The 25,680-nt window shown below is 47.9% G+C and carries 24 protein-coding genes; 20 read left to right on the top strand and 4 right to left on the bottom strand.

What is annotated here, in order from left to right:
• Nucleotides 1-26: 26 nt before the first annotated feature.
• From cobI to IEW11_RS16825, 6 genes are all read left to right on the top strand, one after another.
• Nucleotides 27-746, top strand: coding sequence for a precorrin-2 C(20)-methyltransferase (cobI, locus tag IEW11_RS16800; RefSeq protein ID WP_229725368.1), 720 nt, complete (start codon nucleotides 27-29; stop codon nucleotides 744-746).
• A complete protein-coding gene (cobM, locus tag IEW11_RS16805) occupies nucleotides 743-1,540 on the top strand; it encodes a precorrin-4 C(11)-methyltransferase (RefSeq protein WP_188532228.1) in 798 nt (265 codons plus the stop codon). Before cobI ends, cobM begins: the two co-directional genes overlap by 4 nt.
• Nucleotides 1,533-2,654, top strand: a complete 1,122-nt coding sequence (locus IEW11_RS16810) for a cobalt-precorrin 5A hydrolase (RefSeq protein ID WP_188532229.1) — start codon at nucleotides 1,533-1,535, stop codon at nucleotides 2,652-2,654. The genes cobM and IEW11_RS16810 overlap by 8 nt, the downstream gene beginning before the upstream one ends.
• Nucleotides 2,651-4,057, top strand: a complete 1,407-nt coding sequence (locus IEW11_RS16815) for a cobyrinic acid a,c-diamide synthase CobB (RefSeq protein WP_188532230.1) — start codon at nucleotides 2,651-2,653, stop codon at nucleotides 4,055-4,057. The genes IEW11_RS16810 and IEW11_RS16815 overlap by 4 nt, the downstream gene beginning before the upstream one ends.
• A 92-nt stretch (nucleotides 4,058-4,149) precedes the next feature.
• Nucleotides 4,150-4,707 (top strand): cob(I)yrinic acid a,c-diamide adenosyltransferase, encoded by a 558-nt coding sequence (cobO, locus tag IEW11_RS16820; RefSeq protein WP_188532231.1) that lies wholly within the window; start codon nucleotides 4,150-4,152, stop codon nucleotides 4,705-4,707.
• Nucleotides 4,708-4,833: 126 nt separating this feature from the next.
• Nucleotides 4,834-5,184, top strand: a complete 351-nt coding sequence (locus tag IEW11_RS16825; protein WP_188532232.1) for a c-type cytochrome — start codon at nucleotides 4,834-4,836, stop codon at nucleotides 5,182-5,184.
• 540 nt (nucleotides 5,185-5,724) lie between these two features.
• On the opposite strand, the gene IEW11_RS16830 is transcribed toward IEW11_RS16825, so the two are convergent.
• Entirely contained in the window at nucleotides 5,725-5,898 is a 174-nt protein-coding gene (locus tag IEW11_RS16830) for a hypothetical protein (RefSeq protein ID WP_188532233.1), read from the bottom strand.
• A gap of 88 nt (nucleotides 5,899-5,986) precedes the next feature.
• Here IEW11_RS16830 and IEW11_RS16835 point away from each other — a divergent pair, with 88 nt between their 5' ends.
• The 5 genes from IEW11_RS16835 (at nucleotide 5,987) to IEW11_RS16855 (ending at nucleotide 10,406) form a co-directional block, all read left to right on the top strand.
• Complete coding sequence (locus IEW11_RS16835; protein ID WP_188532234.1) at nucleotides 5,987-6,208, top strand: helix-turn-helix domain-containing protein; 222 nt, start codon at nucleotides 5,987-5,989, stop codon at nucleotides 6,206-6,208.
• A gap of 170 nt (nucleotides 6,209-6,378) precedes the next feature.
• Nucleotides 6,379-7,275, top strand: coding sequence for a DMT family transporter (locus IEW11_RS16840; RefSeq protein WP_188532235.1), 897 nt, complete (start codon nucleotides 6,379-6,381; stop codon nucleotides 7,273-7,275).
• A gap of 84 nt (nucleotides 7,276-7,359) precedes the next feature.
• Nucleotides 7,360-8,517 carry a DUF418 domain-containing protein gene (locus IEW11_RS16845; protein ID WP_229725370.1) on the top strand — a complete coding sequence of 386 codons (1,158 nt, stop codon included), beginning with the start codon at nucleotides 7,360-7,362 and terminating at the stop codon, nucleotides 8,515-8,517.
• Nucleotides 8,518-8,667: 150 nt separating this feature from the next.
• The gene (locus IEW11_RS16850) at nucleotides 8,668-9,600 is read left to right on the top strand and encodes an LLM class flavin-dependent oxidoreductase (protein ID WP_188532329.1); all 933 of its coding nucleotides are present in this window, start codon (nucleotides 8,668-8,670) and stop codon (nucleotides 9,598-9,600) included.
• Between the two features lie 113 nt (nucleotides 9,601-9,713).
• On the top strand, nucleotides 9,714-10,406 hold the full coding sequence (locus IEW11_RS16855; RefSeq protein ID WP_188532236.1) for a phosphatase PAP2 family protein: 693 nt from the start codon (nucleotides 9,714-9,716) through the stop codon (nucleotides 10,404-10,406).
• A 458-nt stretch (nucleotides 10,407-10,864) separates the two neighbouring features.
• Here IEW11_RS16855 and IEW11_RS16860 read toward each other — a convergent pair whose 3' ends face one another.
• A complete protein-coding gene (locus IEW11_RS16860; RefSeq protein WP_229725372.1) occupies nucleotides 10,865-11,347 on the bottom strand; it encodes a DUF2306 domain-containing protein in 483 nt (160 codons plus the stop codon).
• A gap of 171 nt (nucleotides 11,348-11,518) precedes the next feature.
• Here IEW11_RS16860 and IEW11_RS16865 point away from each other — a divergent pair, with 171 nt between their 5' ends.
• The 4 genes from IEW11_RS16865 to IEW11_RS16880 all read left to right on the top strand — a co-directional run bounded on the left by IEW11_RS16865 (nucleotide 11,519) and on the right by IEW11_RS16880 (nucleotide 15,207).
• Complete coding sequence (locus IEW11_RS16865; RefSeq protein WP_188532237.1) at nucleotides 11,519-12,718, top strand: glycosyltransferase family 4 protein; 1,200 nt, start codon at nucleotides 11,519-11,521, stop codon at nucleotides 12,716-12,718.
• 23 nt (nucleotides 12,719-12,741) lie between these two features.
• On the top strand, nucleotides 12,742-13,287 hold the full coding sequence (locus IEW11_RS16870; RefSeq protein ID WP_188532238.1) for a GNAT family N-acetyltransferase: 546 nt from the start codon (nucleotides 12,742-12,744) through the stop codon (nucleotides 13,285-13,287).
• A gap of 29 nt (nucleotides 13,288-13,316) precedes the next feature.
• Nucleotides 13,317-14,045, top strand: a complete 729-nt coding sequence (locus tag IEW11_RS16875; RefSeq protein WP_188532239.1) for a WbqC family protein — start codon at nucleotides 13,317-13,319, stop codon at nucleotides 14,043-14,045.
• A gap of 373 nt (nucleotides 14,046-14,418) precedes the next feature.
• Entirely contained in the window at nucleotides 14,419-15,207 is a 789-nt protein-coding gene (locus tag IEW11_RS16880) for an arylamine N-acetyltransferase family protein (protein ID WP_373289337.1), read from the top strand.
• Between the two features lie 53 nt (nucleotides 15,208-15,260).
• Here IEW11_RS16880 and IEW11_RS16885 read toward each other — a convergent pair whose 3' ends face one another.
• Both IEW11_RS16885 and IEW11_RS16890 read right to left on the bottom strand, forming a co-directional pair.
• The gene (locus IEW11_RS16885) at nucleotides 15,261-15,584 is read right to left on the bottom strand and encodes an AzlD domain-containing protein (protein ID WP_188532241.1); all 324 of its coding nucleotides are present in this window, start codon (nucleotides 15,582-15,584) and stop codon (nucleotides 15,261-15,263) included.
• Nucleotides 15,581-16,255 (bottom strand): AzlC family ABC transporter permease, encoded by a 675-nt coding sequence (locus tag IEW11_RS16890; RefSeq protein WP_188532242.1) that lies wholly within the window; start codon nucleotides 16,253-16,255, stop codon nucleotides 15,581-15,583. The genes IEW11_RS16885 and IEW11_RS16890 overlap by 4 nt, the downstream gene beginning before the upstream one ends.
• Nucleotides 16,256-16,633: 378 nt before the next feature.
• Here IEW11_RS16890 and IEW11_RS16895 point away from each other — a divergent pair, with 378 nt between their 5' ends.
• From IEW11_RS16895 to rpmG, 5 genes are all read left to right on the top strand, one after another.
• Nucleotides 16,634-17,758: a sugar ABC transporter substrate-binding protein gene (locus IEW11_RS16895; RefSeq protein WP_188532243.1), complete on the top strand. Its 1,125-nt coding sequence runs from the start codon at nucleotides 16,634-16,636 to the stop codon at nucleotides 17,756-17,758.
• A gap of 69 nt (nucleotides 17,759-17,827) precedes the next feature.
• Nucleotides 17,828-19,348: a sugar ABC transporter ATP-binding protein gene (locus IEW11_RS16900; RefSeq protein ID WP_229725374.1), complete on the top strand. Its 1,521-nt coding sequence runs from the start codon at nucleotides 17,828-17,830 to the stop codon at nucleotides 19,346-19,348.
• Nucleotides 19,345-20,340: an ABC transporter permease gene (locus IEW11_RS16905; RefSeq protein WP_188532244.1), complete on the top strand. Its 996-nt coding sequence runs from the start codon at nucleotides 19,345-19,347 to the stop codon at nucleotides 20,338-20,340. The genes IEW11_RS16900 and IEW11_RS16905 overlap by 4 nt, the downstream gene beginning before the upstream one ends.
• Before the next feature lie 369 nt (nucleotides 20,341-20,709).
• Nucleotides 20,710-25,290 (top strand): S-layer homology domain-containing protein, encoded by a 4,581-nt coding sequence (locus IEW11_RS16910; RefSeq protein WP_188532245.1) that lies wholly within the window; start codon nucleotides 20,710-20,712, stop codon nucleotides 25,288-25,290.
• A 212-nt stretch (nucleotides 25,291-25,502) separates the two neighbouring features.
• On the top strand, nucleotides 25,503-25,652 hold the full coding sequence (rpmG, locus tag IEW11_RS16915) for a 50S ribosomal protein L33 (protein WP_188532246.1): 150 nt from the start codon (nucleotides 25,503-25,505) through the stop codon (nucleotides 25,650-25,652).
• The last annotated feature ends 28 nt before the right edge of the window (nucleotides 25,653-25,680 follow it).

Raw genomic sequence — 25,680 nt, forward strand, 5'->3', positions numbered from 1 at the left:
AGAGCACCGGGGAGGAGAACAAATTAGTGACAACTACTGTGAAGATAGGAACGCTGCACGGCATCGGCGTAGGGCCAGGGGATCCCGAGCTGATTACCGTAAGGGCGTTTCGCATGATGAAAGAATGTCCGGTCATCGCTTATCCCAAGAAGCGGATGGGCGGCAAGTCGTATGCGCTTGAGATCGTTGAGCTTTATGTGGATCCGGCCGAGAAAGAGATGCTTGGCCTTATCTTTCCGATGACCAAAGATCCGGCCGTACTGGAGAAAGAATGGAACAAGACGGTGGCTTTATGCTGGGAGCACCTGAAAGAGGGCCGGGATATCGCATTCGTAACTGAAGGCGACCCGAATCTGTACAGCACCTTTATTCATATGGCCCGTCTCATGAACGAGCTGCATCCTGAAGTGCCGGTCCGCACGGTACCAGGCATCTCGTCCGTACTCGGAGCGGCCGCACAGCTTGGCATAACGCTTGCGGACGGCGATGAGCAGGTTGCGATCATACCGGCAACCGACAATCGCGCGGCGATGAAGAAAGCAATTGAAGAGCATGATACGGTGATTTTCATTAAAGTTGCAAAAGTAATCGATATGATGGTTGATCTGCTAGAAGAGCTTGATCTGGCCGGTAAAGCCTCCGTCATTACGAAAGCGACTTCCCCGTATGAGACGATCTGGCGCGACGTTCGCGCATTAAAGGGCCAAGAGCTTGAATATTTGACGTTGATGGCGGTGAGAAAATGAAAGTATTGGAACCGAAAGTTTATATCGTTGGTGCCGGACCCGGGGATCCCGAGCTGATTACCGTTAAAGGGTTAAATATATTGAAACAAGCGGATCTGGTGCTCTATACCGATTCTCTTGTTAATGATGATTTGATCGCCCAAGCGGGAGAGCATACACAGGTGATGCAGAGTTCCGGCATGGATCTGGAACAGATGGTTGAGGTCATGGTGCAAGCGGTTAAGGCTGGTAAAAGTGTTGCGAGAGTCCACACCGGCGACCCTGCGATGTATGGCGCTGTGCTGGAGCAGCTGGTTCTGCTGAAACAAAACGGTGTAACCTATGAAATAATACCGGGTGTAAGTTCCGTATTTGCAGCGGCAGCAGTTATTGGCGCGGAGCTAACCGTTCCCGATCTGACACAGACCGTGATCCTGACGCGAGCCGAAGGACGGACGCCGGTGCCGGAGCGCGAGAAGCTTAAAGATCTGGCATCCCATCACTGTACGGTTGCGCTGTTCTTAAGTGCAACTTTAGCTAAAAAGGTTGTCAGGGAATTTCTCGAAGCCGGGTGGTCCGAAGAAACGCCTGTTGCCGTCGTGCAGCGGGCAACCTGGCCGGACCAAAAGATCGTCCGTACCACCTTGAAACATTTGGATGAGGACTTGCGAAAAGCGGGTATCCGGATGCATGCCATGATCTTGACCGGATGGGCGCTGGATCCGACGATTACGCAGCGGGACGCGTACCGCTCCAAGCTGTATGATAAAGCATTCACACACGGGTATCGAAAGGGAGTGAAGGCCGGTGAATAAACCGTTTGCTGCCGTAGCCATAACGAAGCATGGGGTGGAGATGGCACGGAGCCTGGCGGAGACCTTTCCGGCTGCGGATTTGTATTACATGAGCAAGTTCGCGCGCGGGGATGAAGCGGTTAAGGATTATCGCCTTTTTGAAGGCTCGGTGAAGCTCATACTGCCGGATCTGTTTAAGGCGTACAAAGGCATCATTCTTTTTATTTCCTTAGGGGCCGTTGTACGGATGATCGCACCGATCTTGGAAGATAAAAAGAAAGATCCGGCAGTTATTGTTATCGATGATCGCGGCGAACATGTCATCAGCGTATTGTCCGGACATCTCGGAGGCGCCAATGAATTGACACGGGAGGTAGCTTCGGCCATCGGTGCACGTCCGGTTATCACAACCGCATCGGATGTGCAGCAGACGATTCCCGTGGATATGTTCGGCCGCGCATTCGGCTGGGTCATTGAGAGCTTTGAAAAAGCGACGCCGGTCAGTGCGTCGGTTGTGAATGAGGAGCGTGTGGCTGTCGTGCAGGAGACAGGGGAGTCCAACTGGTGGATGTATGACAAGCCTCTTCCTTCGCATATCAAGGTATACGGATCCGCAGCCGAAGCGATGAATACGGATTATGACGCTGCACTCGTCATCGCGGATCGGCTATTAGAGGCTGACGAGGAAGCGGCACTGCTTCGCAATGGCGTGCTCTACCGCCCCAAAAGCCTTGTTCTTGGGATCGGATGCAATCGGGGCACAGCGGCGGATGAGATTGAAGCCTTCATCTTGGATACGCTCACTGAGCTTCGTTTATCCGTCAAAAGCGTACGCAATATCGCAACCATTGATCTGAAAAAAGATGAGCAGGGATTGATAGACGTATGTACAAAATACGGCTGGGAGCTCATAACCTATACACCGGAGCAATTGAATACCATCCCGCTTAAAAATCCGTCAGAGACGGTCTATCGATATACAGGCGCGTACGGCGTAAGCGAGCCGGCAGCGCTGCTCTCCTCCGGTGCAGCTGATTGGCTGCTCGAGAAAAAGAAGAGCGGCAACTGCACAATATCCGTCACGCGCGTTCGGTTTGATAACGATGCCGGAAATGACGGGGAGGCAGCGGTATGAATAACCAGCGGCCGCGTATTGCCATCGCGGGAACCAGCAGCGGCGCAGGGAAGACAACCGTCACGATCGGCATCATGCGTGCAATGGGAAAGAGAGGGTTGAACGTCCAGGGATTTAAATGCGGCCCGGATTACATCGATCCAACTTATCACAGTGCGGTCACAGGACGGGTATCGCGAAACCTCGATACGTGGATGATGCCCCACGATGCGATGCTGGAAGTATTCCAGCGCGGCTCTGACGGAGCGGATGTATCGGTGATCGAAGGGGTGATGGGCCTCTATGATGGCAAAGACCCTCTAAGCAACGCAGGTTCAACCGCGCATATCGCCACACTGCTCGATTGTCCCGTCATTCTGGTCGTTAACGTTCAGAGCATGGCCCGCAGCAGCGCTGCTGTCGTATTAGGTTATCAAAAGCTCGATGAACATGTTCGCATCGCAGGTGTTATCGTCAACAAATGCGGCAGTGAAGGCCATTACCGGATCGTAAAATCCGCCATAGAGCAAGAATGCGGCATTCCCGTTGTCGGATGGCTGGGCCGCGATGATTCTTTGGAGATCCCTGAACGTCATCTTGGGCTTGTGCCTGCGATTGAGAGGGGAGAATTGAACCCGTTGTTTGACCATGCCGCTGAGCGCGTGGAAGCCACCGTTGATCTGGACCGTATCCTAGCCATCGCAAATGATACGCCTTCTGCACCATTACCGGTGGAGCGGTTATTTGTTTCCAGAGAATTATCGGGACCTACGATTGCAGTTGCACGCGATGCGGCTTTCAATTTTTACTATGAGGAGAACCTGGAGCTGCTGAAAGGTTTAGGTGCAAACATAATAACCTTCAGCCCGCTGGCCGGGGATACTGTCCCAGCGGGTACCGATGGCATCTATATCGGCGGAGGGTTTCCAGAGGAGTATGCATCCACCCTGGCAAATAACATTCGCTTAAAGGAAGACCTGCGTGCGCTCGTTCTGGAAGGGATGCCGGTTTACGCAGAATGCGGTGGCTATATGTATTTGTGCCGTTCAATCAAGGACCGTTCCGGACAGACATTTGAGATGGCGGGAATCATACCGGCGAAGGTGGAAATGCAACCGAAGCTTGCAGCTCTTGGGTACCGGGAGGCTAGGGCGATCCGGGATGGCCTGCTGTTACCTAGTGATTCTATCATCCGGGGACATGAGTTTCATTATTCGTCGCTTACCGCGGATAACGAAGATACCTATCCTTATGCTTACGAGACAAAGGGATTGCGCGGCATAAAAAAAGAAGGCTACTGCAGCGGCAATGTACTGGCCGGATACACGCATGTACACTTCTCCTCCAACCCGGAATCGGCGTCACGATGGATTGAAAAATGCAGCGAATATCGCAACGTGCGTCTTGCTAGAGAAAATTCGTAGTTTTAAGTATCGGACGATTAGTCACCCGGTTAGTCACCCGGTTAGTCACCCGGTTATAGAAGTAAATCATTCGAAGAGAAGAGGTGCCGATCGTGGAACAGAAGGATCGAAGAGCGAACCGGAAGGGTTATACGCTTGTATATACGGGCGACGGAAAAGGGAAAACGACGGCATCCATCGGTTTGGCTGTACGGGCGGTCGGAAGGGGCTATAAGGTATTAATTCTTCAATTTATCAAATCCCCGCAGCGCACCTATGGCGAGCAGATTGCCCTGCGCAAGTTAGGCGTCGAGATGCGCCAGTTGGGGATTGGCTTCACCTGGACAAAAACGCCTGAAGAGCATCGCACGGCACTTCAAGAGGCCTGGGCGATTGCCAAAGAAGAAGTATTGAACGGCGATTGGGATGTGGTCATCCTGGATGAGATCAATAATGCTTTAGCGATCGAGAAGTTCCCTGTTGATGATGTTTTGCCGTTGAATGAAGTGCTGGAGGTTATCGATCGCAAGCCGAACCATCTTCACCTTGTTTTAACCGGGCGTGGTGCAAAACAAGAGATCACGGATAAAGCAGACTTGGTGTCTGAAGTTCAAGTCATTAAGCATTATTACAATGAAGGCGTTCCTGCGGTCTTAGGTATTGAATTTTAGAGATCACCCGGGCGATCCGGGATGAAATTAAAAAGCTTGGCGCCCGTAATCGTATTCATTTTGTTATATTAATAACAAATGAATTGGGTAAGATAAAGACAAACCTTATAAAGGGGTGTCGTGTTTATGTTGAACCATATGAAACAGAAAGCAGCAATTGTGATGACAGCAGCAATGCTGCTGTCAGGATGCGGAGCCAGCACTGATAAATCTGAGCCGCAGACCGGAACGGATGCAGTGGAAACCGGGCAATTTGCCGCAGCACAAAAAATCTATAAACAAAACTGCATGACCTGTCACGGAGCGGATCTTCAAGGGCAAAGGGGTCCAAATCTGCAGAAGATCGGAAGTTCGTTGAATGAGGAGCAAATAGCAGGTTATATTTCGAACGGACGCGGTGGAATGCCTCCTTTTAAAACAGTGCTCACGGACGAAGAGATACACGAGCTCGCGGCCTGGCTTGCTTCGAAAAAGTAGCTGCAGCTGACAATGTAAGGAAAATGAAAATAATAATACGATGGGGCCGTCCCAAAAGTAGTTTTTAACTACGCAGGACGGCTTTGTTTTCTTGAATTTCGTCTTCATAAAGAAAATAGCTGACTCATCCGATTTAGGTATGGGCAGACGAGCCTTATAATGGTTTGTAATCGTGAGGGGTCAAACTAGCGGGAATTCCTCCCGTTAAATTTATTTGCAGACGTACGAATTGACCCATCAAACTGGAATTCCTCCTTCTAATTCGGCGCTTGAGCGATAAGATGAGCTCAACCGATAAAATTTAGCGTGAGGATTTCCATCTCTACTACTTCAGGAAGCCTTAAAGGATAAATTAGCCGGAGGTTTTCCAGGAGAGCCTGCTTCAAGCAACTGGGTCTGCGCCTCAAATCCTTGTTAATTTCCTGAATCACCCCGCTTGTTAGCTCACTTGTAAAGCATTTTTGACGCGGCGAAGCCGCGGAGCGAGAAGCACCACGGACGCGGACGGATTTTGTTTCAGCTGCGCACAGCCTCTTGATGTTACTTATCATCCTTTTTTTGAGAATTGAACACTGCACAGCTTCCGGGATATCCGTCACTATGGATCATTTCATCTAAATTTTCCCGCAGCTCCTCATCTCCAGGCATGTCTGCGACAAGCTTCACACGAGATTGACTGAATTCAACATGTCCCTTCGGTTTGTGATCTGACATAAGTCCACTCCTTTTACAGGGATAAATTCACATGATTATTATTGCTATAATTTCATACAATATTCCTCATGAGGAGGTCTAATACAGGATGAAAATAGAGCTTGGAAGGTGCTTGCTTAACGAACGGCTGCTCGAATCCGGCAAGACCGTTGAAGAACTTGCTAAGTTGTTATTTTATAAACCGGAGCGCCTAACCGATTATATGGAAAACAAACGGGTCATGCCCCTTAAGACAGCCATATCCATTGCGGATACGATCGGGTGCCGCGTGGAGGATCTATATGAATTATTTATGGCAGAGACTTCATGATACCTCATCTCCCCAGTGAAAAAGCCGGCCTTCATCGCGAAGACCGGCTTTCGATTGCAGTAAGCCGAACCTAACTGTTCAAAACAAAATGGTTCAATATCTTTACTTAACAGGATATACTTTGTTTGATGATGCGGTAATGAAATGGTTGAAAAGGAGCTTGTTGTCCAGTGATTCGAAATTCGCCTTACATATTGCTTGTGTTAGCCGCTTGTATCTGGGGCGGCAATTTTGTGGCAGGGAAGGCGCTTGTAACGCACATACCGCCGTTGACGCTTGCTGCATTAAGATGGAGCATCGCCTTTGTATGTCTGCTTCCTTTTTTCGGGAAGGAGGGTTGGCGTCTGGGGGCTGATTTTCTCCGGCATTGGAAAATGATCCTATTCCTTTCTGTAACGGGCGTGGCAGGCTTTAATACGTTAACATATATTGCCGTCCAATATACAGGTTCCATTAATGCCTCGCTGATGAATTCGGCCACCCCGATTATGGTTGTTATCCTTACTTGGCTGATGATCAAAGAACGCATCGCTTGGTCGGCGATTCCAGGCATCTTGGTTTCCATGGCAGGTGTTCTTTGGATTATCGGCAATGGCAGCCTGGATGCCTTATTGAGTCTCTCCTTTAACAAAGGCGATCTTTGGATGCTGCTCGCTATTTTCTGTTGGTCTTTATATTCAGTCGGGATGAAAAGGATGGCAGGGATGTTCCCCGCCAGTCCATTTTTGCTCGTACAGGTAGTAGTAGCTTTACTGCTGCTTCTTCCTCTATCTGCGATTGAGTTGATCATTGATTCCCCAGAGATGGATTGGACCCCGCCGCTTGTGCTGGGTGTAATGTATATTGGAATTTTTGCATCCATTGTCGCATTTCTATCGTGGAATCGGGCGATCGAATTAATCGGCCCACAACGCTGCGCCGGATTTCTTAATCTGATTCCTCTGTTCAGTGCTATTTTTGCAACAAGCTTTACTGGAGAGTCGATCCGTTTGTATCATGTAATAGGTGCAGCCTTAATCCTTGCCGGTATTTACATTACCAATCGTAAACAAGCTAATAAAGCTTAATTCATGAAAATTTATTATTCAAATCCGAAAGAATTACAGGAATGTTTCATTATTTTAGGAACGAATCGACAGGGGAAACCACACATGAATGATTTGCAAATGGATCACAAGGAGCGAATAAGGGAGGTAGATATTCTAAGGGGGTTTGCCTTACTGGGCATTTGCTTGGTCAATGTACCGGAGATGTTTGGCAAAGGCCTTGCTTTTCAGTCCGTGTTTACCGGTTCCGATGCATTCATACGGCTGCTGTATGATATGTTCGTACAGACCAAGTTTTATACGTTGTTTGCCTTTTTGTTCGGGATCAGCTTTTATCTGTTTATGCAAAGCGCAGAGCGGCGCGGCTTAAGCGCCAAGCGGGCAATGAGCAGAAGGCTGCTGCTGCTGCTGCTGCTCGTTATTGGAGTGGCTCATGGTGTACTGTTTTGGTTCGGGGATATTCTTCACACATATGCTATATTAGGTTTTTTCCTGCTGCTGTTCTATAAAAGAACCGGGAAGGCCATTCTAATCTGGAGTTTGAGTCTACTTAGTTTTTCCGTGCTCATTGTTGTAACATCAAGTTTGCTTGCGCTTATGGTTGCTCCAGAAGCGCTTAATGAACCGATCTTTCATGGTATACCGGAGTGGGAAGAGCGTGCCGGCTACTTATTAAACTACAGCAGCTTGAACTTATTATGGATAGGTCCGGAGATTTTAGGCTTATTTCTATTGGGCCTTTACGCAGGCAAGAGAGGATGGTTTACGAGTAAAGGTCTTTCGGATACGATTCTGCGACGATTGCAGTGGGGCTCAATATTCCTATCGATCTTGTTGTTCATACCGATGGTGAATCAATACCTTTCCGGTTCGGAATACTATTCCCGATATGTATATCATTATACGTTTTTAACCGGTAAGACAATGGCAATATTCTATTTATGTACGCTGCTGCGGCTTATCCGTGTGTTCGGAGCGTTGCGCTTCAACAGCTTTGCGGCTTGCGGACAAATGGCTTACACCAATTACTTGACCCAGACCCTCATCACGATGCTGCTCTTTAATCTTGTCTGGCATGATGCGGGCTCGTGGCCGCTGTGGGCCAACCTCAACTATGCGCTGCTGCTGTTCATGCTGCAGGCCGGGTGGAGCCTGTTATGGCTTCGCCATTACAACCTGGGACCGCTGGAATGGGCATGGCGTACGGTTACGTATTTGCAGCTGCCGCCGCTGCGCAAGAAAGCGGCCGTATCACAAGACTAGACGATCAACAAAGGGGGACAGTTCGATACTGTCCCTTATGCTATTTGAGGAAAGCTCGTATTTTTGGTATGGTTAACTCATTACTTGGAGTCAGTCTTAAGACATATGAGAGCGGCCGACTATACAGGAGGGGTCAAGATCGAACCATCTATGAAACTAAGCGTATTGGACTTGGTTCCTGTCATAAACGGCGTGGAGGATACCATCGCCTTAGGGCATGCTGTAGAGCTGGCCCAAACTGCTGAACGGCTCGGCTACAACCGTTATTGGGTTGCCGAGCATCATGATATGCCAGGCTTGGCATGCACATCGCCGGAGGTGCTGCTGGCGCATGTGGGAGCGCGGACGCAGCGTATCCGGATCGGCTCCGGCGCTCTCTTGCTGCCTCATTATAAACCGCTTAAGGTGGTAGAGTCGTATCATATGCTCGCCACCCTGTATCCGGGGCGCGTTGATCTCGGCATTGGCCGTGCCCCGGGCGGCTCGGCTCATGTGAGCATGGCACTAAGCGGTAACTTTCTGGAAAACATCCGGCAGCTGCCGGAATCATTGCGAGGGGTAACCGCATTGCTGCAAGGGAATTATGAATGGGAAGGAGAACCGGTATCCGCCCGGCCAGCTCCCCCTGTAACGCCCCAGCTCTGGATGCTGGGCACGAATCGCAAAAGCGCGGCGTATGCCGCGGAATTTGGGACAGGTTATGTTTTCGGGCAATTCATGAGTGATGTAGGCGCAGAGGAGATTTTGCCCGCTTACAGTGAAGCATTCAATGCCTCGGCACTTTGCCCATCGCCGCACGTCATCGTCGCCATAGGCGTGGTGTGTGCAGACACCGAAGAAGAGGCCAAGCGTCTAGCGTCAACCAGCGCTGACTTGTCTCATTCGGAAGCTGCCGCAGAAGAACGATCCGAGCTCTCGGACCGCAAATTTCTTGTCGGTACGCCGAAGCAGATAAAGTCGCGCCTGGAACAGTTGTCGCTTCTATACGGCGTTGATGAATTTATCATTGTCACGATGATCCAGGATTACCGGAAGCGGCTTCGTTCTTATGAATTGCTGGCACAGGCTTTTTGGGAAGCGTAGAGGAATCCGGGTACTGTCGCCATGTCATGGCGGCAGTATTTTTGATTTTTTTATGTCTTTATCGGGTAACGAAGAACAATTGAATATTTTCATTTTGTTTAGGGGTGATGTAAGTGGCACAGAACGTACCTGTTAGAGAAGCAATGCCGATAGACAAAGAAAGAAGGATAACACGGCTTACGCTGATAGGATTGTTTAGCTTTATCGGATTTTGTGCAATTGCTATGACATTCCAGCTGGATGCCGTTGGTGTGATCGACGGATGGATCATTCAGAGCATCCAACAGCAAGAAGCTCCGTTTTGGACCGGGTTCATGAAGCTGCTTTCTTTTATTGGGTCAGGCCAGATCGTTACTGTCTTCTCGGGAATTGCAGCGCTTCTCCTGATTAACCTGTATAAGCGCCGTACTGAAGCGCTGTTTTTCTTGGTTACCGTAATCGGTTCGGCCCTTTTAAATATTTTGCTTAAATTATATTTTCAACGGGAAAGGCCGGATCTTCATACCCTTATAACAGAGACCGGATATAGCTTTCCCAGCGGGCATTCCATGAACGCATTTACTTTTTATGGTATTGTATCCTATTTGTTTTGGCGGCGTATTCAGAGTAAGCGGGCAAAAAGCCTTCTTCTCGGATTCAGTTCCCTCATGATTGTGCTTATTGGAATTAGCAGGGTTTACTTGGGTGTACATTATCCCAGTGACATTGCAGGAGCATATTTGATTAGCGGAGTTTGGTTAATTCTGATGATAAAACTTTACCGTTATATTAAGAAAAGAAAAGTCAAATATCCAGGATCGAATTAATCTGGACTTTGAAGGGATGAAGTGCATGTTTAAGGGCTGGAGATTTTCATTGATCGGAATTCTTATTGTCGGGATAGTGGCAGTTGCAGCACCGCTTCTGAACCTTTCTCATTTTGAGAAAACGGTACCGTTGTTCATATTGTTTGTGTTATTTGTAGGTGCTTTGAATTTGTTAGAAAAAATAAAATCGAAATATTCGAAATAATGTTGAACGGATGTTGCCCGCAGACCTTTAGGTTTGTCAATCAATCACATCCGGCCTGATAGTCGGACTTGTTTTTCTGGGCTGGATTCTAAAAGGCATGGCTAATGGCGTTCATAGCATTTCTTCGATTATCGATAAGTTGGCTGATGGACAAGCCGATCCTTTCGGACCAATCGTTTTCGTTGTTAAAGGTGTGGCTCTATAGATAATGGTCATCGCAAATAATGAGGCAATCCCAAAAGTCGATAATGACTTAGGGATGCCTCTTTTTCATTCTTGTATCATATTTATTGCCCACCATTCTAAGAATTGGTGTGCCGACAATGGTCGGCAGCAGCCACAATACCAGCGAAGGGACTTCAGCCAAAAAGGGAGCGTTGCTCTGATTTACGACAATAAATCCCGTTACGATAGCAATATATGATCCGCCCATTCCCGCGATGTGGGATACCATCCAATTCTTCCATTTCATCTTATATGCTATGTATCCAAAAAGTGCAAATACATAACTAAAGATTGCCACATAGAACAGGTAGCTGCTTACCTCCCAATTCATAATGGACATGACAATGGCAGAAGCGCAAACCACCGTTACCAGCCAGAAGTATATACTGCCCGATGTGGTGTGCCGTCCCCGCTTTTTGGGGGCAAGCATAGCCGCAATTCCTATGCCCAGCGCAAGATAGCCTGAAATGATGTGCATAATAAGCATGATCATGTCGATTGTATCTTTCATTTACGAGTCGTCATCCTCTCATTGAATAAATTTATTATATATGATCGCTTAGAAAAGTATTGCTAAATTTTAGCTAAAAATTGGTAGAGAGGGGTTCTTTATACCTTTCAAAGCTATCAACTGCAGCATACGATATAACACATTCTTGAATCGAAAAGGAGGGAGACTATTATGAGAGTATTGATTGCTACCATCTTTTCCTATCCCCCCAGAGGCGGTTTAGGCGTCTATATGGAACATCTGGCTAAAGGGCTTAAGCAGCAAGGGCATCAAGTGGATATTTTGGGCAGGTACAATGATCATTACTATATTACAAGAGAGAACCGGCGTATACCTATGAAAATTAAAAAAAAAGGTACCAATGGTCTGTCGTCATTCGTGTCAAATGGAATGGGAAGCAAGCTGCTGCAAGCACACATTGAGAAAATGCAGGAAAATACAATGAATTTTTTGGATGCCATTCAATCGTTGGATCTTAAGCAATATGAGGTTATTCATGCCCAGGATATTATTTCTGCCAGGGTATTAAAGCATTTCAAGCCTAGTCTAGTTCCGCTTGTTATTACCGTGCACGGTTGCGTGACGGCTGAGTATTATTATTATGGGTTGATAAGCCCCGAAACGGCGGGTTGGAAGCTCATATCCGCCTTTGAATCAGATGTCATCAGACAGTGTGACCGGATTATTGTCCCGTCGAATTGGCTTTTGGAAATTTATAAAAAATGCGGCATACCGACGGGAAATATGAAGGTGATCCATAATGGCATTGATATCCCATCCTTTCAAGCGCAAATGAACCAAAAAACCGACTTGAAGAGTCCGTCAAACGAGAAGATTATCATCTGCACCGGCCGGTTGGTAGAATCAAAGGGACAACATTGTTTGTTGGATGCACTGGCTAAGCTGAAGAAGCAGCGAAAAGGCTGGGTATGTTGGATTGCAGGTAACGGCAAAACAGAAAGAGCGCTAAAGAAGCAGCATGAGCAGCTTAAGCTTGGCGAATCGGTCAAATTTTTGGGTAGGCGCGAAGATATTCCTGCTTTATTGAAGCAAACTCATATTTTTGTCATTCCGAGTATTCAGGATAATTATCCGTATTCATTGGCAGAAGCGCAGATCGCCGGGAAATCGATTGTCGCCTCACGGGTCGGCGGCATTACAGAGATGGTCATGGATGAAAAAACCGGGCTTCTATTTCCACCAGGTGACAGCAATGAGCTTTGCAATCAGTTAAAGAAACTGCTGGATCACCCCGATTTGCAGCAACGACTTAGCAGAGAAACGAAGGAGTGGGGAAGGAAATATCTCTCACTTGATCATATGATGAGGCAAGTATTGGAGGTCTATCATGAGGTTTTGAAAACATCATAAGACGGATTGGAGGTGAGGTTAATATGTTAGGAAATGGATTAACCGTTATTCGATTGGATCGGGATGCCACACTCTATTATTTATCCGATCTCATTGAAGTGGAGCAGCTCGTCTATGAGAAGAGAGGTCGTTTGTATTCAACTGAAAAATGGGATGAGAGTCAGTTCTTGCTTGATATCCCGGGTAAATTCGAGACAAGTTGGGCTGTGGTTAAAGGGGATAAGCTTATTGCTTTTTTGATCTGCTCTACTCCGTACCCGGAGATGAATCATGTACACCGCGTTGCGGTGCATCCGCTGTACGCTGGAAGGAAAATAGGCAGAAAGCTGATGATTAAGGCTTATCTGGAATGGAAGAATATGCGGCAGTATAAAACGATTACGGCGATCATTCGAGAAGATCATAGATTATCAATGCCCTTCGCAAGGCTGCTCGGTGCCCGGATCGCCGACAAGGCGTTCATGTCGCGATTCTTTGAGGGATTGGGCAGAAAGAACGTACAGCTATTCGATGAACATTTCGAAGATGAATATGGCGTTCGTTACGTCCTGATTTTTATTCAAAAATAAGAGGTGGGGGAGAGGAAGCGATCCGATTGGTGAAAAAAATATGTATCTACCAACCCAATGTTTTTCCGCGGCTTCACTACTTTAACCGGATTTTGAACAGTGACGTATGGGTCATGCTGGATGATGTCCAGTTGAATCGAAGAGTCGGACAAACCTGCTTTGCAGTGAAGCTAAACGGCCGCAAGCATACCATTGTCGTACCGGTATTCGGAGGTAATCGAGTCAATATCAAGGATGCAGTTATCTCGTATGACTTGAAATGGATAGCCAAGGCACAAAAGACGATGGAGCATGCATACGGTAAAAGACCCTATTTTGAACGTATTCGAGCGCTAACCGCATCCTATTTCAACCATCATCGTTGGAACGGCGCGGATTTCCGGTTGTTCTGCGAGCAATTTACGCTGGACATGCTGCGAAAGTTTGGGTGGCAGGGGGTTGTGATGAGCTCTTCCGGCCTGGCCGGCAGCGTCAAGGCATCCGAACGCATGGCAGAGATTACGCTTCAGCTGAGAGGAACGCACTATGTGTGCGGAAAGGAAGGGTACCAGAACTATTTGAATCTACAAGACTTCCGGAGCCGGAAACTGTCAATATATGTACAAGAATGGAAAAGCCCGGTTTATCCTCAAGGGAAGGGAGATTTTATAGCGAATCTGTCTATTTTGGATTTGCTGACAAACGTGGATCTGGAAGAGGCGAGGAAATTACTGGTTTCAGATGGAATGAAAGAGTGGAAGGAATATGGATTAAGCTGAATAGGATAAAGAAACAAGAAGAGAACCTCCGGCCATGGAGGTTCTCTTCTTGTTATCTTTGTCTGGATTTAGTAAACGAACGGACCTGAGTAAACAATTTGTCGCGGGCTTTTTTGTTTCTCATTAGATATGCAGCTCCCATGCTAATTGCAGTCCACAGCATTTTTCTCATCGTGTATTCCTCCTCTATAGTATGGTAGGTTGCCTTACTACATTAATACCCTTCTTTAGCGGAAGAAAAACAATATTAATAAAGGTGGTAATGCAGATTAAAAAAGGTAAATGATAATAGCTCGCGAATTAATATAAATAAATAGACTAAAATCCTTATCTTAATCATGCCAGTTGGTTATTCTATGGGAAAGGGATCGATATGATGAACCATTATCGTAGTCAGTTGAAACCGGAAGTTCTTGCTTACTTGGACCGCATAGGATATGACGGGCCGATCGACGGCAGTGCCGCGACCCTTGCCGAGCTGCAAGAGTGTCATCTCCATACCGTGCCGTATGAAAACCTGGATATCCTGCAGCGTATTCCATTGTCACTGGAGATTGATGTCCTCCTCGAGAAAATCGTCGTCCGGCGCCGCGGCGGCTATTGCTTCGAGCTTAATGCGCTTTTCGGATGGCTGCTGCGGGAGCTTGGGTATTCCGTCTCGGATTATATGGCCCGCTTCTGGCGTGATGAACCGAATCTTCCTCCAAAACGCCGCCATCATGTACTGAAAGTCAAAGTGGGCGATATTTTCTACCTCTGTGATGTCGGTGTCGGTGGAATCGTACCGCGTCGGCCGATTAAAATGGCAGAGAAGCTTGAACATCGGCAGGGCGATGAGTGTTATCGTATGGAACGCGATCCTTATTTCGGATGGTTGCTGTGCGAGCTAAGTCACGGAGAATGGAGGCGATTATACTCCTTTACGGAGGAACCTCAACTGCCTAAAGACTACATAATGGCTACCTACTGGTGTGAGAACGCGCCTGACTCTATTTTCAACCGTGATGCCATGGTCGCACTGCGCACGAAGGACGGACGTAACACGATTGCCGGCAAGGAATTCCGCATTTTTACAGCGGAAGGGTCCAACGTTTTTACTCCCGAAACGCAAGAGGAGTATAATGAAGCATTACGTACTTATTTCGGCATTGATATGAATTAATAATCATTCAATAAAAGCACGCTGTCCTTTTAGAGGATAGTGTGCTTTATCAGTTAAAAGATCCAACGCAGCAGAGCGGCAGCCGCGATGCCCACAAGCACTGTGGCCAGCAAGCTCTTCGTCCGTAAGGCAGTAAGCAAGGTGGGGACGATCACCGCAAGATTCAACCAATCGATCGTTGGAGTGGATGCGGTATTGTTGATGACCCCTTGCACAATCAGCGCGGTTAACAGGCAAACAGGGATAAACGAAAGCCACTTCAGGAAGGGCTTGGGCAAATTCACATTCCGGACAAGCACAAAGGGCAGAATCCGGGGGAGAAATGTAACGAGCGCGCAGCCCAATATGATCAGCAGTATGGAAAGATCGACTTTCATTTATCCATCACCACCCCGATAGTGGCCACGATCAAGGTAGACAGAAGTACAGCCATATAAGTAGTGAAAAAGAAAGATAGTACGAACATCGCAATAATGACATATATAATTAAGGTTAAATAGAACCTCAGCTTGGAGGAAGGCATGGCTGAGATCTGAAGCAGGAGCAGCGCCACGAACATGGCCGTCAAAGAAAAATCCAAGCCATAAACGACTGGATCGGTGATCCAGCTCCCAAGCCAGCCTCCCGCCATGCAAGAGACGATCCAGGTCAGATAAGCCGCGACATTTAGTCCGTTCATCCAGCGGTCGTTCACCTTAAAACCTCTGGCTATTCGATTGGAAGCAACTCCGAACGATTCATCCGTTAACAGTGAACCGATTCCGATGTTTTTGAGCAGCGGATAAGCTGAAAAATGGGGCGCAAGCGCCGCACTCATCAAAAAATGGCGTAGATTCACAATAAATGTAGTTGCAATGATCGCGGATACCGGGCTGGCCGAGATCAGCATAGCGCAGATGATAAACTGGGATGCGCCGGCATATACCAGAGCAGATAACAGCCCGATCTCCAATATGCTGAGGTGAGCGGAGGTACCGACAATCCCTGCTGCAAAACCGATGCTGATGTATCCCAAGAGAGTGGGGACGCAATCTTTGATTCCTTGCATGAATGTGGGTGATGCTTCCCGGTTCCTATCCAAGACAGATCAGCCCTTCAACATACACCGCCACGGTTGCGATTTGTTTAATCATTGGGCAGGCCTCCTGAAGGTGATTTTTGACTAACACATTATATTTTATCTCATTTATCGGCGAAACCAAAACCATCGATTTCCATAAAACGTTACTAGCTTTTGCTGAATAGGACTGCAATCGCTGCAATCGGGTGATATTATGATATAATGTTAAGAAATTCGAATTTATGTGGATTCTCGCTAATTTTCTCTTTCTTTCGACCTTGATTCTATTGACTGTTCTTTTAATATCCTATAGGATTACTAATATTAAAAAACATCATTATATGAAGTGTAAAAGGGGAGAAAACAATGCGTAACAAAAACTTGCGTGCACTGGCTGGACTGCTGATGGCGGTCGTGCTGATCGTTACCGGATGCGGACAAGCTTCCACCGGTGGTAATGCGGGCGGAACAGCGAATCTGCCATCTGAAGTGGTAGATCAGCTGCCTGCAGCGATTGCTGAAAAAGATCAGATCAAATTAATGGTCGTCCGTAAAATCGGCGGCGATGACCATACGGCACAATTTTTAGCCGGCGCTAAGCAGGAGGGTGAAGCACTTGGATTCCAGGTGGACACGTTCTCCGCAGACGGCGATACAGCCAAGTTCCATGATGCGATTGCTCAAGCGATGGAAAGCGGCTATGACGGCTTCATCATTTCACATGGTGATGACCCGGCTACTGTAGAAGATGTTCAAAAGCTTAACGACAAAGGAATTCCAGTCGTTGCCTTTGATTCGGTTCCGGAATTGGCGAACATTCCTGGCGTGACGCTTACTTCCCAGGATGACGAAGCATTGGCGCAATTTGCGCTGGATCGTCTGGTCGAGGAACAGAGCGGAGAAGCAAACATTATTTATCTATGGGTAGACGGATTTCCGCCAATGGTACGCCGTAATGCAGTATATCAGGATATGCTGCAGCAGCATCCCGGCCTGAAAGAAATTGAACGTTTCGGTGTTGCCGCAAGCGATACCTCCGTTCAAACGCAAAATGCGGTTGCCGCTATGCTGACCAAACATCCAAAGGGTGAGATTGACGCGATCTTCGCGACATGGGATGCATTTGCGATCGGTGCAGCTAGAGCTGTAAAGGAAGCGGGCCGCGATGAAATCAAAATTTACGGTATCGACGTTTCGAATGCCGATTTGCAGATCATGCAAGAAGAGAACAGCCCATGGGTAGCTACGGCAGCTGTTGATCCGAAAATGATCGGCGCTGTCAATGTGCGGCTGCTTGCGAAAAAAATCGCTGGAGAAGAAACGCCGGCAACTTACAATCTTGAAGCGGCTCTGATCGACCGCGATACCTTGGCAAAATCAGGCGAAGCTGTGAATATGGTTAATCTGGCTAACGTAATCCCTGGCTGGGGAACAACAGATGCATTCGAGGAAGATTGGATGAAAGCTTTGAAGGAAGCTAACAGCAAATAATGAATTCAGGCGCTCTTATCGCATCCAGATAAGGGCGCCGTATCCTGTTTGGAAGGGATGGCGGACTTGATGAATGGCTCGGAGGCATACCGCTTACATATGAAAAATATCTCGATCGCCTTTCCGGGCGTTCAGGCTTTAACCGACGTCGATTTTTACACGGACCCCGGAAGGACGCATGCCCTGATCGGCGCGAACGGGGCAGGAAAGTCCACTCTCATGAAAGTGCTGTCCGGGGCGTATCACCATTACACCGGTGAGATCTGGATTGGCGATAAGCAAGTTGACATCCGTTCACCTAAAGACGCGAAGGATCACGGTATTCAGATTGTTTACCAAGAGGTTGATACAGCGCTTATATCAGGCTTGACCGTCGGGGAAAACATTATGATTGAGCAAACAGTGCACGACATGCGGGGAAAGCATATCATTCGCTGGAAACAGCTGCATCAAACGGCACAAGGTATTCTGGATAAGATGAATGTCAGGGTATCCTCCAAAAAGCTGGTTAACGAGCTATCGCTTGCAGAGAAACAAATGGTACTCATTGCCAGAGCCGTTTCCAAGCAGTGCCGTTATCTTGTGCTCGACGAACCGACGGCCCCGCTAAGCCACAATGAAACGGAGCAATTGTTCCGCCTGATCAGATCGTTGAGATCGGAAGGGGTCGGCATTATCTTCATCTCTCATCGTCTCCCGGAGTTATTTGAGATCTGTGATGATATCACGATTATGCGGGATGGTCGGCTTGTGACCAGAGATAAGATCGCAGAATTGGATCAGCCTAAAGTTGTCGAGTATATGCTTGGGGAGAAGCTGGAAGCGCAGTTTCCTCAGACAGAGCGATCAATTGGCGACAAATGGTTCGAGGCGCGCGGTATTCATGATCCGGGCAAAGTCAACCATGTCGATTTCCATATTCACCAGGGAGAGATTGTCGGAATTGCCGGACTGGTAGGAGCGGGCAAAACCGAGCTGTGCAGAGCGTTATTTGGAGCTTCGCCGACAGCCTCGGGAGAGATATGGCTTCAAGGACGGAAGCTTCACGTCGGATCACCGCACCAAGCTGTCCGGCAGGGACTTGCACTTGTGCCGGAAGAACGGCGTAAGGAGGGCGTTTTCGTGGAAGAGCCTGTTTCCGCTAATCTGACCGCAGCCGTGCTTTCCCGGTTCTGCAGCTGGGGTTCTTGGCTAAGCTTGCGTAAAGAAAAGGAAGCGTCCGAAGCCATCATCCGAAGTCTAGGAATCAAAACCCCAAGCGAAAAAACAAAGGTGCAAAATCTCTCAGGCGGAAACCAGCAAAAAGTAGCGATCGGCAAGTGGCTCCTGGCGGATGCGGATGTATATATCTTCGATGAACCTACCAAAGGTGTCGATGTCGGGGCCAAGCGGGATATTTTTGAACTTGTAACGGAACTGGCGCGTAGAGGGAAATGCATCTTGTACGCCTCCAGTGAATTATCGGAGATCATCGGCATTACGGACAGAGTGTATGTGATGTACGACGGAGGGATCAAAAAGGAATTGGAAACGCGGCAAACCGATGAGGAGGAGATATTGTTGTACAGCACAGGAGGCGGGTTGACATGACAACGGCATCCGGACCCGTTAGGAATAAGGCTGCTTTTAATTTGTTCGATTTTTTATACAAGTATGGAACGATCATCACGATTCTGCTGTTAGTCGCCGTATTCGGCACCATTACAGATAGTTTTCTGAGTACAACCAATATCATTAATATATTGCGTTCCATCTCGATTGTCACGATTATCGCAATCGGGCTCACGGTTTCGCTGACTGTCGGAGGCTTCGATCTATCAGTCGGCTCCATCGCCTCCGTTGCCAATGCAGTCATCATCTCGCTATTTGTATGGCATGGGCAGAGCGTAGGCGTCGGCATTGCTGTAACGGTATTATTCTGTTTGATCATTGGATTAATCAATGCGTTTTTGGTTATCAACTTTAAAATTCAGGATATGCTGATGACCTTGGCTACCATGTTTGTGTTTCAGGGCGTTGCTCTTACGTATACGAGAGGAGCTACCGTCTCACAGAACATGATCATGCCTGATGGAAGCTTTGCGACCGGGCAGATTCCGGTATTGTTCGGGAAAATCGGCCAAGTGCCATGGATCATTCTTATTATGCTGTTCGTTGTGGCAGCAGTGCATATGTTCTTGACGTATACCAAGCATGGCCGGTACATGTATATGATCGGCGGTAACCGGGAAGCGGCAGAGCTTTCAGGAATTGCAGTGAGCAGATACCGGTTGATCGCTTATTTGGTATCGGCCTTATTCGCCGCAATCGGCGGCATTATTCTCGGCGCGCGCGTAATGAGCGCTGAGGTAAATGCTGGAAGCCCATACCTTATGGATGCTGTAGCAGCGGCTTTCATCGGTTATTCCGTATTGGGGGCAGGCAAGCCGAACGCCCTGGGTACATTTGTTGGAGCGGTACTGATCGGTATCCTGCAGAATGGTCTCATTATGCTGTCTGTACCGTATTATGCGATGGATATTGTGAAAGGCTCCGTGCTGGCGTTAGCCTTGGCGCTCACTTATTACAAAAGAAGCCGTTAATATCTTAAGGTCTCCTAAAGCTGCCTTTGTTGTTAGATTCGCCGCCCACTTCCGTTTACGGAAGCAGGGCGGCGAATTTTTTATTTGATAAAATGATTGGTTTTTAAGAAAACAAGCATCAAACTACCATAAATGGTAATGACTCTCGCCTACTAATAAAAGCAGTCTGACACTACAATTTTATTTATAGGTTAGTAATCGTTTGCTTGAAAGTGGTTTAGCGGATGGACAATGGTGAACCCTAATTTCATGAAAGGCGGTGATGCTGCCGGAAAAATCTAATAGAAATGGCCGGAATAACTGCTATCGCAAGAAGCAACCTCAGGTTGAAGCTTCTAATAATTGAAGGAATGAAAGGTGGTTATAGTGATGATAAAACAGTTCGTGAGACCCATATCCGCATTTCTTGTATTCATCTTGATCGTCTCTTTGCTTCCGCCGTTTACTGCGGGAGTATCGGCGGAAGATATCGTATCAGATAACGGTGCTACTGTGCAGTCGACAGTAACGGAGAGCGTTTATCTTGTATCACAGGACAGCACGCAAAAGCTTGAAATGAACTATATTAATACGGCTATCGATACTACAACTACAGATTATGCCGCATTATTTACAAGCGGTGCAAATGTCACGAATACGGTGTACAACGATGAAGTCTTGGTTAAACAATATGATGTGGCGATCCAAGTGGATGCTTACGGGAATGTTCTTGAGGCATATGGTCCCGATGCGGATCCGCCGACAGAATGGGCCGTTGACCAGAATGTGAAGATCCCGCCCGGCGGTTATGTGGTGCTCGCGGGGGACAGCTCATGGGATACATCCACTCACAGGAAACCTTTATTTCTTCATTACCAGAAAGGACATTCTGTCAGTCTGGAGAAAGGAGGCATGCCGGTAACCGCTGTTGATTATTTGAATCCAAAGCCCGGATTGACAGTGAATACGCCATCGGGAACTACGGTTACGTCACCAGTTTTTTCGATGAATGGATATGTGACAAATTACGCGGATGAAATTGGACTACGCCTTACCGTCAATCAGCAGGCGGCCAATATAACGGCAAACGGAAGCTTTATGCCGACAGTTTTTTTAGCTCCGGGAGCAAATACATTAACACTCGAGCTTTGGATCGGGCATAAGCAGGTAGCTACAACGGCAATAACAGTGACCTATGACAATTCCGGGCAATCCGGTGATTACATCGAGGTAGAGGCGGCTCCGAAGGATATCAGCATCGGTGTCAGCGGCCCCCGTCAAAAGATCGATGTCATCGATAAAGATGTCACGGGGATCCCCAATGTGATTGCACTCTTTACGCGAGATTACGGAAATACAATTATTGTGCCGCAATTCAATGTAGCTGTTCAAGTCGATGCGAACAATCAGGTGCTGAGCGTTGTTAATCCATCGATTGACGGAAAAACACCTAACTGGGCGGGACCGACGGTGCTTGAAATACCCGAGGGCGGTTACGTACTTTATGCCCAAGACACCAGCTATGCCAATAACAATATTAAACGGTTTTTGGCAACCAGTTTTAAAGTGAACGACATTATCAAGCTGCGCAAGAACAATGAAGTCGTTTCGATTAAGGACTTAATGAGCGGCAATGGCTTGATCGCGAGGCTTGCCCTGAATAATAATTCATTCTATACGGTCACGAGCAACCAGACTGTCATTTCGGGAATGATCTTGAATATTGATGATCTGAACGCACTCTCTTTGACGCTGAATAATACTGCGGTATCAATCGCTGCAGACGGGACGTTCTCGCATATGTATCCACTCTCGAACGGTACGAATTACGTCGATGTAAAATTGACCAAGAATGGAATCGAACAGGATGTACGCCATCTTGTCATCTTCAGCAGGCCGGGGTTCTCTCCGCAGAAGGAAGTCATTCTGTGGGTCGATCAGGCAGCCAACGCGAGGAAGTTTCAAACCAGTGAACAGGTGTACGATTTCTTGAAGAAAGCGAAGGACAGCGGAGTTACAGACATTGCAATTGACGTGAAGGGAGTCGAAGGATTTGCTTCCTATAAGAAGAGTGATTTAACCGGACGACCTTATATCAGTGAGATTAAGACGCCGTCAAGGGCCGGCTCCAATCCGAATCTGGACCTTCTCGAGGAATTTGTCAAACATGGACACGCGCTTGGCATGAAAATCCATGCGGCGATCAATGTATTTGCCGAAGGCTCTATCGCCAATAATGAATTTGCCGTTCTGGACCAGCATCTTGATTGGGAAGAGAGAGTCTATTATGCAGAGAATAACGGCGAGATTAAGCGGCTTCGTGAGAGCGCTAGAAAGGGCTTAGTGGCGTTCGTGAACCCTGCCAATGACGGAGTGAGGGATTATCAGCTTAAAACCTTCGAGGAAATCATCAAAAACTATAACGTCGATGGGGTCATTCATGACCGGGGACGGTATGACAATGAAGGCGCTGATTTCAGTAATGAGACCCGGGTGAAATTCGAAGCATTCCTCCAGGCCCGAAATAAAACATTACAGAATTGGCCCACGGACATTTATAGCTATGTCAATAACGTACGCGTTGATGGTCCGCTCATCAATGATTGGTGGGAATTCCGTTCTGCGACGATAAAGAGTTTTTTCGGAGAAGTAAAACAGCTTGTTGACAGCTATGAAGTGTCAACGGGAAGAATTATTCAAGTTTCTTCTTATGTGGGCTCTTGGTTTGAGACGTATTATTTGAACGGTGTGCATTGGGGCAGCACGAATTTCCGCTATGACGCAAGATTGGGACTGAATAATGAAGCCGTTTATACACCGGGATATTATCAAACCGGCTATATCGAATACCTCGATTTCTTGATGATCGGCGCTTATCAGACGACGGCCAGGGAAATTGAAAAATATATTACACTTGGCAATGTCGTCACCAATGGCGAAATACCGTTATACGCCGGAATTGCTTTAAATAATGTGCAGACCCCGGCGATGCAGCGGGAAGTATTCCAGGCAGGCCTGAATACGACCAATGGCTTGATGCTGTTTGATGCATCCCAGATCAATTGGCCGATCGCAGCAGCGGCGCTGCGGGATGAGTTGTATGTGAAGGATTATCAGCTGGGTATGAGCTTGCCGGGCAATCCGGACAGTTTTCTGGAAGGCAATTATTACAATGTCAATCTGGTCGAAGACAATCTTAACGTGATGACGGATGCCTTCGCCTACTCCACGGGTACAAACCGGTTCGGCGTTGAGGTTGTGGTGGATGCGGCAGGTAACGTAACGAGAGTAGCTAACCGGAATCAAGCCATCAATTGGAGCTGGGGAGCGCCTGAGGAAAATAACAGCGTCATCCCCCAAGGAGGCTTTGTCATTTCCACGCTGGATCGTTCGGGTACCCGTACCTTGCGGCAGCTCGTAGCAAATGCCTATAATATCGGAGATCAAGCTCGGGCAGCTGTACTAAGCGGTTTACTCGACGATGAAGGACGCGAGACGAGCTCTGGCTCTTATTCATTGCAAGGACAGATCGAAGTGCTCGGACCGGGCCAAGCCAGTGTGTTAGTGAACGGGGAGCCGGCAGCGGTAGACGCGAGAGGCGTGTTTACGGCTAATGTGCCGCTTTCCATGGGCAAGAATACGGTTACCGTCGATGTTATTGTGGATGGATTGAAAACGAACAGCAAGACGGTGGAAATAACAAGAATAGAGTCAAGCGGCGGTTATATTCCTCCAGTGACTCCTGTTACGCCTCCAGAACCTGAGCGGGAAATTATTCGTACGGAGATCGGGGAGGATGGCAGATTATCGACAGTTGTTGACGTTGATCTTGATCGGATGCTGGAGGAAATTGAGCAATTGTTAGCCGCTTCCACTAAAGTTTTGACGTATTCCGTGGAAGATACTGGTGACGGACTGACATTAAACCTGCCGGTCAGCGGTATTAGCAAAGCTGCAGAGCTTCTGACTGACGGTACGATTGTGATCGAGACGCCACTGGGAAATCTTGATATCCCGATTCGTGTGCTGCAGGATGCGATCTCCGAGGATATGGAGGCCAGTATACTGGAAGTAAGAATCGCCAAAACAAACGCCGAACAGGAAGATGAGGCAGGCGGCAGCTTATCTGCGGAAGGGGCTTCGAAGATCGGCGAAATGTTTGAAATCGGGCTTGTGCTGCAGGACGGCGGAACGGTGAGAGAGCTTGCCCAGCTGAGCGGCGGTTATTTGACATTTACGCTGCCGAATCCGCTATATGTAGACCCGGCACGCACGACGGCGCTCTCATATGATGCGGATACCGGTGAACTAGCCTTTGTACCGGCAATCTTTACAGCAGGTGATGAAGGTTACCAGGCTGAATTGATGCTTGCAGACGGGGGGATGTTTATAATTGCAGCCGCCCATAAGACATTCGCCGATCTGAGCGGGCATTGGGCGAATGATGATGTGTCGCTGCTCGCATCCAAATGGCTAGTGGATGGAATGAGCGAATCCAGATTTGCGCCAAATGAGCCGCTGACCCGTGCACAATTTGCAGCACTGCTTGTGCGGTCGCTCGGATTGAAAGAACAATCGCAAATTCCGGTATTTAACGATGTGAATGCAGGAGATTGGTTTGCCGGAGCGGTCGGTACAGCGGCTGACAAGGGTCTGATCCAAGGCTTCGGAAACGGGGATTTCCGGCCGGATGAAGAGATTACGAGGGAACAGATCAGTGTGATGCTGCTCCGTGCGATGAATATTGCCGGGGCGGAATCGTCTGATACGAGTCTAGATGATGCATTGCAAGGCTTCGGGGACCGTGATACCATTGCCTCCTGGTCCGAAGAGGCGGTAAGTCTGATCGTAGAATCAGGGCTGATGGAAGGACGCCCGAACAACAGCTTCGATCCGCAAGCCTCGACAACACGGGCTGAAGGCGTAGTAGTCTTGAAAAGACTGCTGCAGCTCGCAGGATTTATGAATTAATCAGCTAAAAACGCCGCAGCCGGTGTGTCCGGACGAATCTGAGCTGGCCTTGGCCCTGTATTTCATTGGACTGAGGCCGTTTATATTACTTGGGTGGTCACCTTAATAGTTGACATTACGATTAATCGGCTGTAAGATATCAGTAAATCGTAATAGTTACTTTTAATCCGCGAATAACTAATCAAACAACAGCAGAAAAGGAGGTGAACAAGATGAGAGTTATCGTTACCCTGGCATGTACAGAAACAGGGGATCGTAATTATACGACGACGAAGAACAAAAAAACGCAGACCGGCCGGTTGGAAATGCGAAAATACAGCCCGCGGCTTAAAAGGCATACACTGCACCGGGAAACCAGATAATGGGCATTATCACTTATATTATAAACCG

This window comes from Paenibacillus abyssi (genome assembly GCF_014640295.1).
Taxonomy (GTDB): Bacteria; Bacillota; Bacilli; order Paenibacillales; family Paenibacillaceae; genus Paenibacillus_D; species Paenibacillus_D abyssi.

Excerpts from the sequence above, each read along its gene's own strand:
- IEW11_RS16815 (WP_188532230.1), top strand. The coding sequence starts at position 2,651 with ATGAATAACCAGCGGCCGCGTATTGCCATCGCGGGAACCAGCAGCGGC.
- IEW11_RS16885 (WP_188532241.1), bottom strand. The coding sequence starts at position 15,584 with ATGAAAGTCGATCTTTCCATACTGCTGATCATATTGGGCTGCGCGCTC.
- IEW11_RS16895 (WP_188532243.1), top strand. The coding sequence starts at position 16,634 with ATGCGTAACAAAAACTTGCGTGCACTGGCTGGACTGCTGATGGCGGTC.
- IEW11_RS16850 (WP_188532329.1), top strand. The coding sequence starts at position 8,668 with ATGAAACTAAGCGTATTGGACTTGGTTCCTGTCATAAACGGCGTGGAG.
- IEW11_RS16830 (WP_188532233.1), bottom strand. The coding sequence starts at position 5,898 with ATGTCAGATCACAAACCGAAGGGACATGTTGAATTCAGTCAATCTCGT.
- IEW11_RS16865 (WP_188532237.1), top strand. The coding sequence starts at position 11,519 with ATGAGAGTATTGATTGCTACCATCTTTTCCTATCCCCCCAGAGGCGGT.
- cobM (WP_188532228.1), top strand. The coding sequence starts at position 743 with ATGAAAGTATTGGAACCGAAAGTTTATATCGTTGGTGCCGGACCCGGG.
- IEW11_RS16825 (WP_188532232.1), top strand. The coding sequence starts at position 4,834 with ATGTTGAACCATATGAAACAGAAAGCAGCAATTGTGATGACAGCAGCA.
- IEW11_RS16870 (WP_188532238.1), top strand. The coding sequence starts at position 12,742 with ATGTTAGGAAATGGATTAACCGTTATTCGATTGGATCGGGATGCCACA.
- IEW11_RS16835 (WP_188532234.1), top strand. The coding sequence starts at position 5,987 with ATGAAAATAGAGCTTGGAAGGTGCTTGCTTAACGAACGGCTGCTCGAA.
- IEW11_RS16900 (WP_229725374.1), top strand. The coding sequence starts at position 17,828 with ATGAATGGCTCGGAGGCATACCGCTTACATATGAAAAATATCTCGATC.
- IEW11_RS16860 (WP_229725372.1), bottom strand. The coding sequence starts at position 11,347 with ATGAAAGATACAATCGACATGATCATGCTTATTATGCACATCATTTCA.
- IEW11_RS16890 (WP_188532242.1), bottom strand. The coding sequence starts at position 16,255 with ATGCAAGGAATCAAAGATTGCGTCCCCACTCTCTTGGGATACATCAGC.
- IEW11_RS16905 (WP_188532244.1), top strand. The coding sequence starts at position 19,345 with ATGACAACGGCATCCGGACCCGTTAGGAATAAGGCTGCTTTTAATTTG.
- rpmG (WP_188532246.1), top strand. The coding sequence starts at position 25,503 with ATGAGAGTTATCGTTACCCTGGCATGTACAGAAACAGGGGATCGTAAT.
- IEW11_RS16880 (WP_373289337.1), top strand. The coding sequence starts at position 14,419 with ATGATGAACCATTATCGTAGTCAGTTGAAACCGGAAGTTCTTGCTTAC.
- IEW11_RS16845 (WP_229725370.1), top strand. The coding sequence starts at position 7,360 with ATGAATGATTTGCAAATGGATCACAAGGAGCGAATAAGGGAGGTAGAT.
- IEW11_RS16910 (WP_188532245.1), top strand. The coding sequence starts at position 20,710 with ATGATAAAACAGTTCGTGAGACCCATATCCGCATTTCTTGTATTCATC.